General features: G+C 64.1%; 17 protein-coding genes. 7 read left to right on the plus strand and 10 right to left on the minus strand.

Annotation, left to right across the window (positions count from 1 at the left end; genetic code table 11):
• Positions 1–29: 29 nt before the first annotated feature.
• The 7 genes from rpsR to K940_RS0111250 all read right to left on the minus strand — a co-directional run bounded on the left by rpsR (position 30) and on the right by K940_RS0111250 (position 6,669).
• Positions 30–284, minus strand: a complete 255-nt coding sequence (gene rpsR / locus K940_RS0111220) for a 30S ribosomal protein S18 (protein ID WP_028477628.1) — start codon at positions 282–284, stop codon at positions 30–32.
• A gap of 507 nt (positions 285–791) precedes the next feature.
• Positions 792–1,241, minus strand: coding sequence for a hypothetical protein (locus tag K940_RS0111225; RefSeq protein WP_028477629.1), 450 nt, complete (start codon positions 1,239–1,241; stop codon positions 792–794).
• A gap of 350 nt (positions 1,242–1,591) precedes the next feature.
• Positions 1,592–2,407 carry an MHYT domain-containing protein gene (locus K940_RS0111230; RefSeq protein WP_028477630.1) on the minus strand — a complete coding sequence of 272 codons (816 nt, stop codon included), beginning with the start codon at positions 2,405–2,407 and terminating at the stop codon, positions 1,592–1,594.
• A complete protein-coding gene (locus K940_RS27870; protein WP_036528287.1) occupies positions 2,400–2,996 on the minus strand; it encodes an ATP/GTP-binding protein in 597 nt (198 codons plus the stop codon). The genes K940_RS0111230 and K940_RS27870 overlap by 8 nt, the downstream gene beginning before the upstream one ends.
• Positions 2,997–3,057: 61 nt before the next feature.
• Positions 3,058–3,429 carry a DUF742 domain-containing protein gene (locus K940_RS0111240; RefSeq protein ID WP_028477631.1) on the minus strand — a complete coding sequence of 124 codons (372 nt, stop codon included), beginning with the start codon at positions 3,427–3,429 and terminating at the stop codon, positions 3,058–3,060.
• A gap of 7 nt (positions 3,430–3,436) precedes the next feature.
• On the minus strand, positions 3,437–3,847 hold the full coding sequence (locus K940_RS0111245; protein ID WP_028477632.1) for a roadblock/LC7 domain-containing protein: 411 nt from the start codon (positions 3,845–3,847) through the stop codon (positions 3,437–3,439).
• The gene (locus tag K940_RS0111250) at positions 3,844–6,669 is read right to left on the minus strand and encodes a sensor histidine kinase (RefSeq protein ID WP_028477633.1); all 2,826 of its coding nucleotides are present in this window, start codon (positions 6,667–6,669) and stop codon (positions 3,844–3,846) included. The genes K940_RS0111245 and K940_RS0111250 overlap by 4 nt, the downstream gene beginning before the upstream one ends.
• A 335-nt stretch (positions 6,670–7,004) precedes the next feature.
• Between K940_RS0111250 and K940_RS0111255 the strand changes: the two genes are divergently transcribed.
• The 7 genes from K940_RS0111255 (at position 7,005) to K940_RS0111290 (ending at position 13,900) form a co-directional block, all read left to right on the plus strand.
• Positions 7,005–7,691 (plus strand): response regulator transcription factor, encoded by a 687-nt coding sequence (locus K940_RS0111255; protein ID WP_028477634.1) that lies wholly within the window; start codon positions 7,005–7,007, stop codon positions 7,689–7,691.
• Between the two features lie 79 nt (positions 7,692–7,770).
• Positions 7,771–9,180 (plus strand): HAMP domain-containing sensor histidine kinase, encoded by a 1,410-nt coding sequence (locus K940_RS0111260; RefSeq protein WP_231390340.1) that lies wholly within the window; start codon positions 7,771–7,773, stop codon positions 9,178–9,180.
• 261 nt (positions 9,181–9,441) lie between these two features.
• The gene (locus K940_RS0111265) at positions 9,442–10,857 is read left to right on the plus strand and encodes a S1C family serine protease (RefSeq protein ID WP_081706295.1); all 1,416 of its coding nucleotides are present in this window, start codon (positions 9,442–9,444) and stop codon (positions 10,855–10,857) included.
• 101 nt (positions 10,858–10,958) lie between these two features.
• Complete coding sequence (locus K940_RS0111270) at positions 10,959–11,453, plus strand: molybdenum cofactor biosynthesis protein B (RefSeq protein ID WP_196812174.1); 495 nt, start codon at positions 10,959–10,961, stop codon at positions 11,451–11,453.
• 4 nt (positions 11,454–11,457) lie between these two features.
• A complete protein-coding gene (locus K940_RS32955; RefSeq protein ID WP_196812165.1) occupies positions 11,458–11,634 on the plus strand; it encodes a hypothetical protein in 177 nt (58 codons plus the stop codon).
• Positions 11,635–12,492: 858 nt separating this feature from the next.
• Positions 12,493–13,167, plus strand: coding sequence for an MspA family porin (locus tag K940_RS0111285; protein WP_028477639.1), 675 nt, complete (start codon positions 12,493–12,495; stop codon positions 13,165–13,167).
• Positions 13,168–13,228: 61 nt separating this feature from the next.
• The gene (locus tag K940_RS0111290) at positions 13,229–13,900 is read left to right on the plus strand and encodes an MspA family porin (RefSeq protein ID WP_028477640.1); all 672 of its coding nucleotides are present in this window, start codon (positions 13,229–13,231) and stop codon (positions 13,898–13,900) included.
• A 93-nt stretch (positions 13,901–13,993) separates the two neighbouring features.
• Here the strand turns inward: K940_RS0111290 and K940_RS0111295 are convergent, their stop codons facing one another.
• The 3 genes from K940_RS0111295 to K940_RS0111305 all read right to left on the minus strand — a co-directional run bounded on the left by K940_RS0111295 (position 13,994) and on the right by K940_RS0111305 (position 15,743).
• On the minus strand, positions 13,994–14,659 hold the full coding sequence (locus K940_RS0111295; protein ID WP_028477641.1) for an SAF domain-containing protein: 666 nt from the start codon (positions 14,657–14,659) through the stop codon (positions 13,994–13,996).
• A gap of 97 nt (positions 14,660–14,756) precedes the next feature.
• Positions 14,757–15,083, minus strand: coding sequence for an FmdB family zinc ribbon protein (locus K940_RS0111300; protein WP_028477642.1), 327 nt, complete (start codon positions 15,081–15,083; stop codon positions 14,757–14,759).
• Between the two features lie 69 nt (positions 15,084–15,152).
• Positions 15,153–15,743: a 5-formyltetrahydrofolate cyclo-ligase gene (locus K940_RS0111305; protein ID WP_028477643.1), complete on the minus strand. Its 591-nt coding sequence runs from the start codon at positions 15,741–15,743 to the stop codon at positions 15,153–15,155.
• Between the last annotated feature and the right edge of the window lie 37 nt (positions 15,744–15,780).

A 15,780-nucleotide genomic window follows, 5' to 3' on the forward strand; every position in this document is an offset into this window, starting at 1 on the left:
AATGGTCGGTGGCGGCCATAGGAATCGGTTTACCGGCTGGTGAACGGTAACAGCGCCATCTCGCGGGCGTTCTTCACCGCGATTGCGACCTGTCGCTGTTGTTGGGGAGTCAGCCCGGTGACGCGGCGGCTGCGAATCTTGCCACGATCGGAGATGAATGTGCGCAGCAGATTGACGTCCTTGTAGTCGACTTTCTCGATACCCGCGGCGATGAGCGGATTCTTTTTGGGACGGCGGGCCTGCTCGGCACGCACCTTCTTCGACGGTGCTCGTTTGACTGCCATGTGACAGGGTTCCCTCTCACGAGATCAACGGTTGCCTACCAAAACTCGACGTGTACGCACCGGACGATGCGCCCGGGGTTCGAACTTCCTGAGATATCGGCGCAACTGTCCCGGCGACGCCCCGACCACCCAATCGTACCGGATCGCGCCGCGGCGTTCAGTGGGCTATCCAGGTCGATGTGACACTAATAGCTATGTATCAGCTAATTCTACTTCGGCAGGGAAGTCGCATGATTGCGAATTTCTCAGTTGCAAGTAGATTGCTGTAGGGCGAGATTTGCACTGAGAGTTCGTTTGTGGTGGGTAGAAAAGTCCGCGGAAACCGCTGCATCCAGACCTGGATGCCGGTACTCTCGCTGTGAGGGCGGGTTCTCCTGGTCCCCCCGGGGAACCCGCTCATCGCCACCCTGGTATTGCGTGTGGCGATTCTTGATTTCTTCTCCCCTGTCGGCATCGGCTGCAGTTGGAATGCTGTGCCTCGCGTGGAATGCTGTGCGTCGCGCGAGGTCACCGAGGGTCCAACACCTCCGGTGTCGCCTTTCGATCGTTGTCGATCGTTGCGCATCGGCCGTCTCCGGGAGGTTTCGGCAAACCAGGAAACTCCGACCAGAGCGCCTCCAAGCGCGAGAGTTGTGCACCGAGCAGCGAGATGGGGCCAGCAAGCAGCGACAGCGGCCACGGCCAGTGCTGGAAGTCCATCCGTCGGATGTACTCGGCCAGTTCCGCCGTTGTCGCCTCCAATTCGCTGATCTCGACACGCAATTCACTCACTTGCGTTCGCAGCTGCATGGATTGCTGCTCCAGTTCACCGATCCGTGCCAGGGCTGCAGCCAACCCCTCCACCAGTGTTCGGTGCCGACCGTCCGCGCCGGTCCCCAGCTGTGGCCAGCCCGACAGGCCTGGTCCACGCAGCTGAATCTGGATGTCGCGCAGCAGTGTCTCTTGTTCCGGCGTCACACCCGGATCCTCTCGTTCGACGAAATTCCGCTAACCGAAATCGATCGACTCGGCCTTGGTTCACTGTGCGGCGCACGTTGCCGATCGTTGTCCGGCGCCGGGTCCGACGAACAGTGCGTCCACTTTTACAGCCGAGACATAGTGTGCCCGTTGGTTGTTCGTCAGGTGTAGATCAGGCAGAAACGCATGACTTCCACTGTATGTCCACCCGAGTGGTGGCATCGTGGAATTCGGTGGGGATCGTGCGATCGGCTAGCAATAGCCCATCGATATCACCATGCCCCTAGGCCGAACGGACCCTCCGCAGCATGATTCGCTGCGGAGGGTCCGTTCGGCGGATTCGGTTCCGCTCAGTAGGCGGGTTCGAGATTCGGTTGGTGCGGTTGGTTTGCCGATACAGGTTCGACCTCTCGGCGGTCCGGAGCGACCAGTACCGCCGAGATCGGTGCGGTCAGTGCGAGCAGACCGATGACGAACATGGGGAACACGAAGTCGAACAACTTGGTACCGCTGGGCATCCTCGCGGACGGGTCGACATCGAAGTCGAGTGCGGCGAGTGCGGTGTAGTACGTCGCCGCCATACCGACGGCGAACAGCACCACGGTCACGACGCGTGCAAGCGGGAAGCGCATCGCTTGGAACGACCAGAGTATTCCGGTCGCCGTACTCACGCCGAGGGCTGCGGAAACGGCCACGAGCCAGAATGTGACGTCGACCGACCCCTGGATTGCAATCGAGCCGACGCCCAAGTAGTGCATCGTGCCGATTCCGAGGCCGAGTACCAGACCACCGGCGGCCAGCAAGGGAGGTCGCGGTCGGCGCCCGATGATCAGCACTGCTACGAACACCGTTGCGATCGCCACCACCAAGGCCGTGGACAGTTTGGTCGAGTCGTACCGTAGCGAGCTGCCCGATACCTTCAGCCCGAGCATGGCCACCGAGGTCGACAGCCAGGCCCCCACCCCACCGAGCGACAGCGCCGCCGAGGCCAGCCATACCAGCCGGAATTGGACCGAACGCATGCTGTGCATGATGCACGCGAGACCGATTGTCGCACCGAGCACGGAGATGCCCAAGGAAAGCGGGATCAGCCAATAGCCGAGCGCGAACTGGTCGACAGAGATCTCGGCGTCCTCGCCGGCGGCCAGCACCGCGAACTCATGCATGTCGGGCCGTTCCTTCCAGTTCGCTGGCCTTCAGTCGGGATATCGCGTATTCCGTGACTGCGGCCAGCGCTTGACGCACTTCGATCGCATTGCGTGCATCGATATCCACGATCGGTACCCCCTCACGGACCGACAGCGCCTCACGTAGTTCGGCGATCGGGAAGCGCGGCGCGTCGGGGAAGCGGTTCACCGCGATCAAGAACGGCAGCTTGCGCGCCTCGAAGAAGTCGACCGCGGCGAAGCTGTCTTCCAGTCGCCGGGTGTCGATCAGTACGACTGCACCGATTGCGCCGCGTATCAGGTCGTCCCACATGAACCAGAACCGCCGCTGGCCCGGGGTACCGAACAGATACAGCACCAAGTTGCCCGGCAGGATGATCCGGCCGAAATCCATCGCAACCGTAGTTGTTTCCTTTTCAGGGGTGTCGGCGAGATCATCGATGCCGTCGGAGAAACGGGTCACCATCGCTTCGGTGCGCAGCGGAACGATCTCCGACACCGCGCCCACGAATGTGGTCTTGCCCGCCCCGAATCCCCCGGCGACAACAATCTTCGTCGAGGCCACCCGGGCTTCGGAGCCGTCGGGCACAGGGGCACTCCCCGCCCCGGCGTTCCCACTCGGCCCCGGATTTCCACTGGGTCCCTGATTCCTAAAGGGCGCGGAGTCCACGCAATGTCCTCTCCATCAGCGAACGTCGCTCGTCATAGCTGGTGTTTTCGGTCAGAGTCGAATGCACGCGCACGGTGCCGTCGACGACGAGGTCGCCGATCACTACCCGGACCATACCGAGTGGCCTGTCCAAATGCGCCGCGATTTCCGCGACCGACAGTTGGTGTGTGCCGAGCCGCAGTATCTCGGTTCGGATGTCACCGGTTGGCCAGTCGAGATGCGCAGTGTACGAAAGGGTTTCGATGACCGCCTCGAGTGGCAGGTCGATCGCGGGCTCGGTACGTCCAGAGGTGAGGGCATAGGGCCGAACACGTGTTGTCGGACGTGGTCCAGGGGCGTGTGGGTTGGTCATCTCACACTCAAACGGCGGTACGGGCGGTGGCGGTGACCACCGAGCCCACCCGATCGACCAATAGCGCCATCTCGTAGCCGATGCGACCGATGTCGTGCGACTTGTTCGCCAAGACGGCCAGGTGTGAGCCGTTGCCGACACTCATCACCAATAAGTAGCCGCGTTGCATCTCCACGATCGATTGCATCACCTTGCCGCCGTCGAACAGGGAGGCTGCTCCCATGGACAAACTGGCGAGTCCTGCGGTGACGGCGGAGAGTTGTTCGGCGCGTTCGCCCGGCAAGTGGGGGCTGGTGGCTTGCAGCAAGCCATCCGCCGACACCAGCACCGCATGAGACACGCCGGGGACATCCCGAGTGAAGCGGGCAACCAGCCAATTCAGGTTCTCGTCTGTGGTGGCGTTGTTCGCGTTGGTCATTCAAGCCCTCCGTCGTTGTACTGCACATTGGCCCGCCCGCTGCGGACCCCACTGAGATGCCTGGTCAAGTTGCTGCGAATTTCCTCGGGATCACGACCTGCGGTGTCCTCTTCTTGGGTCAGGCCACCGGGCACCAGTTGGGCACCGGGTCTGCGGATCGGCAGTCCGCCGACGGTGCGTGCGGTCGTCGTCGGACGGCTGGCATCTTCGGCTGCCACCCAGCCCGCGTCGCCAGGCGAGGACCACGCGCCGTCCGACGATTGCGAGGTCGATGGCTCGACCAGCCACTCCGAGACCATGCGTTGGTAGATGGGGGTGGGTGAAGCGCCCGCGACCGGTTGCAGCCGGGGCGAGTTGACTGCGCTTGCCTCCGCCCCCGCCTCGTGCGGAGCATCGGCGGGCGCTGTTGTGGGCTTCCGGACCGGAAGACCGGTCCGAGGGTTCGTCGGCGGGGGTGCGGTTGTCTGGGGCGGGGTCCCCTGAGGCGGGGGCATCTGGGGCTGGGTCACCTGGGTTTGGACGGTTTCGGCCAGCGTCGAGGGTGGGGCGGGGATCGGCTCGTCGTCCTGGACCTCGGTCCACAGATCCGTGGGCGCGGAATTCTGCTCCGCGTATCGAGAGTCCGCGCTCTGGACGGGTGTTGGGGTCCCGAAGGGACCAGCGGCGGTGGGTTCGCTTTCCACTCGTGGATCGACTACCGGCCACGGTTGAGTGGAAGGCTGATCCGTCGGCTGGCTGCCGAAGTTGGGCGAGGCCAGTGGTTTCTCGGAAGCGTCGGCGACACGCATGGCCGGACGGCGCTGTGGCAGTCCGGAACTCGTGGTACCGAAGACGGGGGGGCTGTCGTGGTTGGACGGGCTCGGTACGGGCACCAGGGTTCGCGGCTGAACGCCATTGGGCTGCGGGGCGGGCAACTGCGGTCGTTCGTTGCGGAGATCCAATGGCGCACCGCCCGGGTCGGTGGTGTCCATGGGTGGTGCGACCAGTGTTCCGGGCAGATGCACGCTGGCGGTGATGCCCGGCTGCTGTGCCATTGTCGACGTGCGGCGCAGGCTGACGGTGATCGTATGGCGCTTGGCCAACCGACCGACCACGAACAGGCCCATCCGGCGCGCGGTCTCGACGGTGACCTCACCACCAGAAGCGAGTCGGTCGTTGGTCGTTTGCAGATCCTCCGCAGAAATGCCCAGGCCGCGGTCGGTGATCTCGATCAGATAGCCGCCGTCCACTGCTCGTGAGACTATCACCGTGACCGGAGTGGTCGGCGGGGAATATCGCAGGGCGTTGTCGATCAACTCGGCGAGCAAGTGTTCGATATCGACCGCTGGCTCGCCGGCCACGATGCCGTCTGGCACCGTACCGATCTCGACTCGTTGGTAGTCCTCGACCTGCGAAACCGCGCTCCACAGCATGTCCGACAGTCGCACCGGATGCAATTGGCCACGGCGTAGAGCGGTCCCGGCCAATACGAGCAGGTTGTCTCCATTGCGTCGCATGCGGGTGGCCAGGTGGTCGAGGCGGAACAGGGTTTGGAGCCGGTCGGTGTCGTCCTCGTCGTGTTCGAGATCCTCGATCAGGGCCAGCTGTTGCTCGACCAGTGATTGGCTACGGCGAGAAAGGGTTTCGAACATATTTCCGATCTGCAGGCGCAGGCGGGCCTGGTCGGCGGCGAGTCTGAGCGCTTGTTCGTGGATCTCGTCGACGGCGCGCGCCAGCTGGCCGATTTCTTCGGTGCTGTGCACCGCGACAGGCGTGATGTCCGGCGTGGTTCCGCCCGCTCGTACCACGGCGAGTTCGCCGGGCAGCTTGTTGTGGGCGACCTCGAGCGCGTCGTGGCGCAAGCGGCGAACCGGAATGACCAAGGTACGCGCGACCGCGAGGGCCAGTGCCAGGCCGGCGAGTAGGGTGCTGATCACGATCGTGGTCTCACGCAGTGCGCTGACCTGCGCATCGGTGGTGCGCGCGGTGAGCTCGTCGATGATGGTGTCGATCAACCGTACGGTGGTCTGCTCGTAGGTGTCGAAGCTGGCCTGTAGTGATTGCAGCGCCTCGGGACTGGCTGCCGAGCCGTCGGTGTCTTGTCCGAAGATCTGCGCACGTTGGCTCGCAAGGTCCATCAGCACCGTCGCGTCGGTGGCGTCGTCCGGCAAGATCTGCGCGTACTGGGCGATCATTGTGATTTCGCCACCGACATTGAACACGACTTGCGGCCGAAGGTTCGGGTTGTTGTCCGCGCCCGGCGAGCTGATCAGCATGCTTTCCTTCATGAGGAACTGCCGGGCGTTCTGCACCGATGTCAGCTGCAGGAAGTGTCGTTGGACGACCAGGTCGTCCACCGCGGGTGACTGCGCGAGCGCATTGCTGACCCGGGTCATGATCTCGTCGGTCCGGTCTCCGACATCGTCGGGTGAGCTGGTGCGCAGGGTGTTGCGCAGCGTCGTGCCGGATGCGATGGCCGTAGCGAGCTCGGTGCGGACCTCGCCGGCGATGTCCGTCGACTGCAGTATGGCTTCCAGGTCGGCCACCGATTGGTCGAAGACGGTGAGCGCGGCGTCGGTCCGCGGGTCGGCGGCGTTGCCCCAGGATATGGTCGCAGCGACGCTGAGTCGCTCCACAGCCGAGCTGAACTTGACGATCTCGCGAATGACGACGGAGCGTTCGGCGGCCCCGTCGAGCTGATCCAGGCTGCGCAGCTCGCTGTTGATTCGCAGCACCGCGAATACCGCAGCCAGTAGCACCGGAAGCACCAGCACCACGCCCACCTTGCGAGTGACCGACCAGTTCGACAGGCCGAATTGCCAGGACCGCGGTGCAGCTTCCATCCGCTTCCGTCGCCTCCGCTTCACCAGTGACCTCGGTTGCGCATGGCTGTCCGATAGTGATTCAACCCGCAAAGAACCAACTAGAGGTCTTTAATTTTTTCCCGCACGGAACATACCGTGCACCGAGGGCGGCGGCAATTTGGGGGGCTTCGTGGACAATGGCCGATTACCGTCATGGAGAACACGTTTCGTGCGCAATATCCAGCTCCGAGTCGGAAGTTCGTGAAAGTCGCTGGTCATCCGAGTGGGCCGGAGGCGCCCCGGCACGGACTCGCTGCGGCGTGTCGGGACTGTCCTCTCAGTCGCCTCTCAGTCCGTGCGGTCACACTGGTGGCATGCGGATTCTGGTAGTCGACGACGATCGGGCCGTTCGGGAATCGCTGCGTCGATCGCTCACCTTCAATGGCTACTCGGTCGATCTCGCGGTCGACGGTATGGACGCGCTGGAGAAAGCAACCGCCCAGCGACCGGATGCGCTCGTACTGGATGTGATGATGCCCAGGTTGGACGGCCTGGAAGTGTGCCGACGCTTGCGGAGCACGGGCGACGATTTGCCGATTCTGGTTCTCACAGCACGTGATTCGGTATCCGAACGGGTTGCCGGGCTCGATGCCGGGGCCGACGACTATCTGCCCAAGCCCTTTGCCCTGGAGGAATTGTTGGCGCGGTTGCGTGCGTTGCTTCGGCGCACCGCCGGCGATACAGCCCATGCATCGGAGGCGATGGCCTTTGCCGATCTCTCTTTGGATCCGGTGACGCGTGAGGTATCGCGCGGCGCTCGGCCGATCAGTCTCACCCGGACCGAGTTCTCCTTGCTGGAAATGCTGATGGCCAACCCGCGCCGCGTGCTCACCCGCAGCCGTATCCTGGAGGAGGTCTGGGGCTACGACTTCCCGACCTCGGGAAACGCGCTCGAGGTGTACATCGGCTACCTGCGGCGCAAGACCGAGGCCGAGCAGGAACCTCGGCTCATCCACACGGTGCGGGGTGTGGGGTACGTACTTCGCGAAACTCCCCCGTAGGCCGACGATCATGGCACGGACAGTCCCGAAACGTCCTGTGGTCGCTGCGCTCGATCAGCAACCATCCCAACCTGTCGGTATGTATATGTCGGAGGCCATGGACATACGCCCGCCGATGCCACTGACCCGCTCGGTCTCCCTGCGCTGGCGGGTGACACTGCTGGCGGCGTCGGTGGTCGCTGTGGCGGTCGCCATGACCTCGATCGCGGCCTATGCCCTCGTCGCACGCGCGCTGTACGACGATGTGGACGCGCAGCTGCGCAGCCGAGCCGGTGCCGTGATCGCCAGCAATCCATACGGATTCAACAACCTGAATCTGATGATCGCTACCGCCTTCTACGACGATACCGGCATCGCGCTGATCTACCCCGATCTGCGGATGTATCCGCCGCCGCAGTCGACGGATCCGCCGATCGGTGCCCAAGAACTCGACGTTGCGCGCGGTGAGCGGAACTCCTCGCTGCGTACCGTCCAGAATCAGCGGGTCCTGGCGGTCCACACGAACTCGGGTACCACCCTGGTCATCTCGCAGCGATTGGACCGAACGAGAGAAGTGCTGGATCGGCTTGCCTGGCTGTTGTTCGTGGTCGGCGGTTGTGGCGTGGTATTGGCAGCCGCGGCGGGCACGACGGTCGGCCGTACCGGTCTACGACCGATTGCGAGGCTCACCGCGGCTACCGAACGGGTGGCCCGCACCGACGATCTGACGCCGATCCCCGTCACCGGGGACGACGAGTTGGCGCGACTCACAGAGAGCTTCAACACGATGCTTCGCGCCTTGGCCGAATCCCGTGATCGACAGCGCAGGCTGGTCGCGGACGCCGGGCACGAATTGCGCACGCCGCTGACCTCCTTGCGGACCAACATGGAGCTACTCATCGCTTCGAGCTTCCCGGGCGCGCCCAGGATCCCCGATGAGGACATGGCCGGATTGCGAGCCGATGTGATGGCTCAGATCGAGGAGTTGTCGACTCTGGTGGGCGATCTGGTCGATCTTGCGCGCGAGGACGCTCCGGAAACCGTCTATGAGCGGGTGGATATCGGCGAGGTGGTCGAGCGTGCGCTCGAGCGTGTGCGGCGCCGGCGCACCGGTATCGAGTTCGTCGCGAATCTGCGTCCGTGGTTCGTCTACGGACACGACGCGGGGTTGGAGCGAGCGGTGCTGAACGTGCTCGACAACGCGGCCAAGTGGAGCCCGTCCGGGGCGCAGGTCCGCATCGTCATGCGTGACAGCGGCCCGGGCTTGCTCGAGCTGTCCATCGATGACGCGGGTCCGGGTATTCCCGCTGGCGAGCGTGAATGGGTGTTCGAGCGCTTCTATCGGATCACCTCGTCTCGGTCCATGCCGGGTTCGGGGCTGGGATTGGCGATCGTGAAGCAAGTGGTGACCAAGCACGGGGGCACGATTGCCATCGACACGTCCGAACGTGGCGGCACGGTGGTCCGTATCGTGCTCCCCGGCGAAGCCGGGTCTCCTGTGGCCGATTGACGCAATATCGGGTCGAGGTATGGCTGTCTCCACCACAATGGTGGGACCTGTCCGGAATAGCCTTGGGCGGCGCGAAATGTCGCGGCGCTCACTCGTATCCCAGATTTGGGAATCCGTATCCCAGATTCAGGACGTAGAAGTGCCAGTGATTCGATCGTTATCGGTCACCGCGCGGATCTCGGACAACTGATAGCGCGGTCTCAGTCCGCTCTCAGTCGCCGTTGCCACGCTGGTCGACACGTGAGCAGAAACGAGGAGTCCATGACCGAGGATTCGAAGAGCCACCCCCAGCCGGGGGTGGGACCGGAGCACCGCTCGGCCGCGCCTGTGCCGGACCCGACCTCCGGCGAGCAGCCGGCCCACGCGTCCGGTTGGTCCGCGAACAGCGCCGCCTCCGAGACATCGGATGCTCGAACTCGGACATACGGCACAGCAGGTGACTCGGCACCGTATGGTCAGGTAGGACCCTATGCCGGCCACGACACACCAACCGGTGGACCCTCCCTGACCGCCGGGTGGATGGACGACTCTGCGCCGCCGGCTCGGGCGGATCGTCCGTTTCGCACCGGTCTAGTGGTCGGCGCCGTCGCGCTTGCGTTGGTCAGCGGTGGGATCGGCGGTGCAGTCGGAGCGTTGACCACCCGGGTCGATGACGGCCGCGCCCCGGTGGTCAATGCCTTGGACGCCCCGGTGCCGAGCATCAGCAATGCGACCAACGCTCCGGCTGGTTCCACCCAGGCGGTCGCACAGAAAGTGTTGCCCAGCGTCGTCATGATCAAAGTGGCCAGTGCCAGAGCCGAGGGGGAGGGTTCGGGGGTCGTCCTGTCTTCCGATGGCCTGATTCTGACCAACAATCACGTGGCCGCCGGTGGCGGACCGAATGCCAGGTTGCAGGTCATGTTTTCGGATGGCAGCAGCGCCCCCGCCACGTTGGTCGGGGCCGACCCCGTGTCCGATCTGGCGGTCATCCAGGCGTCCGGCAAATCCGGACTGACTCCGATCGAGTTGGGAACTTCGGCGACGCTGCAAGTCGGAGAGCCGGTCGTGGCGGTCGGTTCTCCGCTCGGGCTCGCCGGTACCGTGACGACGGGCATCGTGTCGGCGTTGAACCGGCCGGTGGTGACCTCTGGTGAAGGGGCCGAGGCAGGTCCGATGGCCAATCCGGTGATCGATGCGATCCAGACCGACGCCGCGATCAACCCGGGTAACTCGGGTGGCGCTCTGGTGGATGGAAGTGGGCGCCTCGTCGGTATCAACACCGCAATCGCGACTCTCGGACCGACCGAAATAGTGGGCGGTCAGACGGGTTCGATCGGACTCGGGTTCGCGATCCCGGTGGATCAAGCTCGCCGCGTCGCCGATGAGCTCATCGAGACCGGTACGGCCACCTACGCGCAGATCGGTCTCACCGTGTCGGACCCCGCGCAGCGAATTTCCGGCGCGGAGGTCCATGAGGTTGTGGCCGACGGCCCCGCCGATCGGGCTGGTATTCCCCCGGGCGCGATCGTGACCAAGCTCGATGATCGGCCGATCGATTCGGCGAACGCACTCGTCGCTGCGGTGCGCTCCCGCCAGCCAGGAGACAGGGTGAAAGTGACTTACACCGATGCGCGCGGCAACGATGCCAGAACTGTCGAGGTAACCCTCGCCGGCGTCGCGGCGGGCGGTGGCCGATGAGGCGCACCACGTCCGGCAGGTGGTCTCCGCTGGGTCGATTCGACACCGACGTTCTCGGTGTGGCCGCTGATTTGCTCGACGCAGGCACTACGGTGAGCACCATGGAAATCGATGCTCCTGTGGCGGGGCGTGCTCTGGTGGTGGTCGTCGACGATCGAACGGCGCATGGAGGTGTTGACTCGCTCGGTCCACTGGTGACCGAGTTGCTCACCGAGGCGGGTTTTCTCGTGGATGCGTCGGTGTCGGTACAGGCCGACGAGGTGGAGATCCGCAATGCACTCAATACGGCGGTGATCGGGGGGGTCGATCTGGTGATCTCTGTCGGCGGCACGGGGATGTCTCCGCGCGATGTCACGCCGGAGGCCACGTCACAGGTACTCGACCGTGAGTTGCCGGGAATCAGCGAAGCATTGCGTTCCTCCGGTCGAGTCGCCGGTTCGCTGGATGCGGTTTTGTCCCGCGGCGTGGCCGGCGTTTCGGGTAGCACCTTGGTGGTCAATCTGCCCGGTACCAGGGCAGCGGTCCGCGACGGTATGGCCACGCTCGGCCCCTTGGCCAGTCGAGCTGTCGGCGAACTGTCCGGACTTGTCGAATAGTCACGTGCACATTCCCTCCGAGGTCCCTCGCGCCGCGGCCCAGCGGGCGAGGGACCTCGCGCGCCTGGCGGAGGTTTTCGGTGACGCGCTGCCCGAGGTCACCAGCGACGAGCGTGACGAAGACGGCGACTCGTCGACCGACGAGTGGTTGCATGCTCAAGTTCCTCCGCATCATGTCTAGCTTGAGCTTTAACCTTTGAGCTGGTGTTTTGTGGCGGAGAAGCCGCACAGGTTGTAATGAGAGGGGAATCCGGTGGGAATAGCGATGAGTTGCCGTTTCGTCCACTGCGGCGGTCGTCCTGCCTTCGTGTTCTGGGGCAGCAACGGTTCCAGCCGGGCACACCCCGCCACCACTGCGCTGGCCACGAGGTCTCCGGTACTCAGGGTTCTCTTCGACAGCTGAACCATCTACCGGAGACCTCGCCCATAGGCCAACGCCGATAGCAGCTTTCACCGAACGCGTTGATGGGGTGGCACCGCGCAGTGGTGCCACCCCATCGACTACTTCGAAACACTCCCTGCTCCGTCCGACTGGTCCGTCTGGCCGAGTCTGTCTGTGCAAGGGGGTCATTGCGCCCTGAACAGTGTTTCCGCTGTGATTTGTCGCTGTCGGCCGTAATCCGAGCGAAATCCTGTACAGCGCGTGCGCCTTTTTCAGCGCTGACCTTCTTGTGTCAAACCACAAATACCTCTCATTCTATAGCTGTTCGGCATAAACACATGTCATAGCGTCTGCTGTGATTGAAACTATGAAATGCTTCACGCCGATCGAGGCGATTTACCGGCGCCGGATGGACATGTGATGACTCTTTTGGGTCATCGTAATTGTTTCAAGTCACAACGATTGCTCGACGGGTTTTGGTATAGGTGAGTTGGCGTGGATGCCCTCTCTGTTCATCGGTCAGTAAAGTACGTTGCGTCGAAATAACAACTAGTTACATATAGGCAACAATGAAACGACAAACTGAGCTGGGCCTGAGAGGACCACGTTGCAGCCTCGATGGTCGAGGTTGACTGTTTGAACCTGATGAGGGGAAATATGAGCGAGAACCGCACCAATGGTGTGCGCCGTGGTGCCCGTGTCGCGGGTATCGGCGCTGCCGCAGCCGTTGCCGTGGGTTTGCTGTCGACCGGTGCCGCCAATGCCGACACCTTTGTGCCGTTGCCGGACGGCCAGCGGGAGGGGCCTGGTGTGACGATCACCCGCACGGGAGAGCACGCGGTGATCTCACCATCGTTGGCCGCCAATGGCGCCGGCCGCGTTGCCTGGGTGTCGGGCACCGCCATCGCCGATGTGTCCGCTACCCCGGAAGGCGAGGCGGGACCGTGGAATGGCCCCTCCGGCGCCCCGGGCACCAACAACTCCTCCACGCACGGCACATCGCAGATGAGCACCGGTTACATCGTCGGCTGCCAGGTCAGTATCGCCGATGATGCGATTTCGGCCGGCATGTCCGGTGGCATCGATCTCGGTGGCGCCGGTGTCAGCGGCTCGATCGGCATCAATCTCGGCCCCGGTGAGGTCGCATTCGTGATGATCGATCTCAAAGATATTCCGAAGCCAGGTGTCTACGCCGTCGAATACCAGGACGCGGAGATCCAGGTGCAGGGCTGTGCAGGGTATGCCCAGGCGCGCGCGTACACGGTCGTCGAAATCATCGGTGATCATTACTCGAAGACCACCCTCTACGGGATGCCGTTCAGCATCGGCTGACGTCTGTCGAATTCAACGAACTTTCTGCTGAAGCGAACTCAATCCTCGAGGGGCATCAATTATGATCAACCGTAAGAAAATGGCGCGCGCGGCCGGGGTGGGCGCCGCTGCCACCATCGCCATGGGCCTGTTCTCCGCCGGCGCCGCGAATGCCGACACATTCGTCCCGCTGCCGGGCGGGGAGATATCGAAGACACTCGTGGACGGTACCGTGGTGACGGTCCGCATGGTCGGTGAGTCGGCCAACATCAACCCGTCCATGGGTGCAACGCCGTTGCATCGCAATGCTTGGGTGTCCGGTAGTGCACAGGTCGAGCTGTCGAATGATGCAGGCGGCCGAATCTTCCCCGGCTACACCGTGGGTTGCCAGGTCAATATCTCCGGCGGTGGTGCCACCGGCGGTGTCGAGGGCGGTGTGGACTGGAGCGGCGGCGACCAGGTGGAGCCCGAGGCGGGTGCCAACAGCGGCGGCACTCTGTCGTTGGGCCCGGGGCAGACTCAGTCGTTCTATGTGCTCGATCTCGAACTGGCCGACGACTATGGCAACGAGTGGCACGCTCCTCGTAATGTTTTCGAAGGTACGAGCGGTTCGGTGACCTGGGCCGACGAGACCATCGGCCTGTCGGGGTGCGCCGGTTATGCGCAGGCGAGGTCCTTCGTCAGCGTCGAGGTCGAGACCGACAACGTCAGCACCTGGGTGACGTTGTGGGGTCAGCCGTTCAGCCTCGGCTGAGCGCCACCAACGCACTGAGCGGGCTCATCGTGACGACGAGCCCGCTCGTGGTGCCCGACACGTGCCCTCGGTGTCGACGCGCCATCGGCGCCATCAATGGAAGACCACAGTGAGCGCGTTGCGCAGCGATGCCGCAGCCACAGCGGTGGCATGATCGGTGTCCATCGCGACCAGCACAACGCGGTCCGTGGCGCCGTGTCCATCCTCCGGACCGGAGACGAGGACGACTGCGGCGTCGGTGGCCAAGACGCGGGCCGGCCCAGGCCGAGGCCCCTGGACATCGTCAGCGGCGATCACGTCGACCCGATCACCGGCGCGCAGGATGTCGGCGACCGCGGTATCAGCGAGCCGGATGGGTACGATCCTGGCCTCGGAGGTGCCGGACGCCGCCGTGGCCAAACGGGCTCCGACGACGCGCAGGTCGGTGAATATCTCGCCTTGACGGATGGCGCCGGCGAGCGCGGCGCCGATGAGGGTGGCGGAATCGGTGACGGCGCCAACGGGCAGCGTGCTTGTCGGGCGAGGTACCGAACGCACATCGTCTGCTTCGATCGATCGTCCTGGCGCCAGGTCCCGGCTCGCGACGAGAACCACGGTGTGATGGGTCGCGGGGTCGCCCCGGATGAAGAGCACGGCCGCCACCACAGTGAGTCCGGCCGCGAGCACCCGCCGGGCGAGCACGGTATCGATCCAGGCGGGACGGTGCCACCCGGACGGATTCAACCTACTCGGACCGAGGCCGGCGAATGAGCGCATCATGGCCGGATCCTATGGCCGGGCGCACCTCACTCGGCCGCGGCGAGCAGCAGATTGTGGATACGGAAGAGGCTGTGTAGAACCCGGGTGGAACCCGGAATCAGCTGGCTACAGCGGTGCTGGTGGTCTTACCGGCATCACTTGTGGAGTTCGAACCGCTTGTGGAGTTCGACCCGCTCGTGGAAGGCGCCTCGGACGAGGTGCTCGAGCCGCTGTCGCCCTTCGCGGTCTCGGTTGCGGAGGAGGAACCACCGCGATTGTCGGTGCGGTAGAAGCCGCTGCCCTTGAAGACGATGCCGACCGAGTTGAACAGCTTGCGCAGCTTGCCCGAGCACTCCGAACACACGCTCAGAGTCTCGTCGCTGAAGGACTGAACGATGTCGAAGCGGTTGTCACACTGGGTGCACGCGTATGAATAAGTTGGCACAGGATCCTCCGCGATATTCGTCGACCTGGCACTTTACAGCCGACAGTGCCAACATCGCCAATCGGTGTTTCATTCCAGGACTTGCCCCCTGCCGAGTTGTCGTAGTCCGCCGTGCGGGGTCAGCGCCCAGCCCATGCGTATATCGTGGGGTTGCTCGGGTAGGCGATCGACCAGTTCCTCGTCGCGGACCACGGCGACCAGGCGTGCCTGCCGATCGGCAGCCACCAGGGTGCGGTCGTAGTAGCCGGCTCCTCGTCCGAGTCGCACGCCACGGCGGTCCACTGCCAGTGCGGGGATCAGGATCAGTTCGGCCCTGCCGACGGCGTTCGGCGGCAGCACCGGGCCGATGGGCTCTCGCAGCCCGTAGCGGGCGCGTCGCAAGTCGTGCGCGCTGGTGTATTCGGCCCAGCTCAGCGGCCCAGGTTCCTCGGTGATCGGGAGTAGGACCCGTGCTCCGCCAGCCACCAGCACGTCCAACATCGCCGTCGACCCCGGCTCGCCGTCGATCGGCACGTATGCGCACACCCATTCGGCCGCCCCGAGCGCCTCGGCCGCCGCGGCCAGTGCGCGCGCCTCGCTCGCGTGATCGGTGGCGCTCATCACAGATCGCTGGGCGAGGAGTTCGATGCGCCATGCATGTTTGTCGCGTGCGGGGGGCATCTTCACAGTAATCACCATAAGCTCACCCGTATCGGGT

Source organism: Nocardia sp. CNY236 (genome assembly GCF_000482385.1).
GTDB lineage: Bacteria > Actinomycetota > Actinomycetes > Mycobacteriales > Mycobacteriaceae > Nocardia.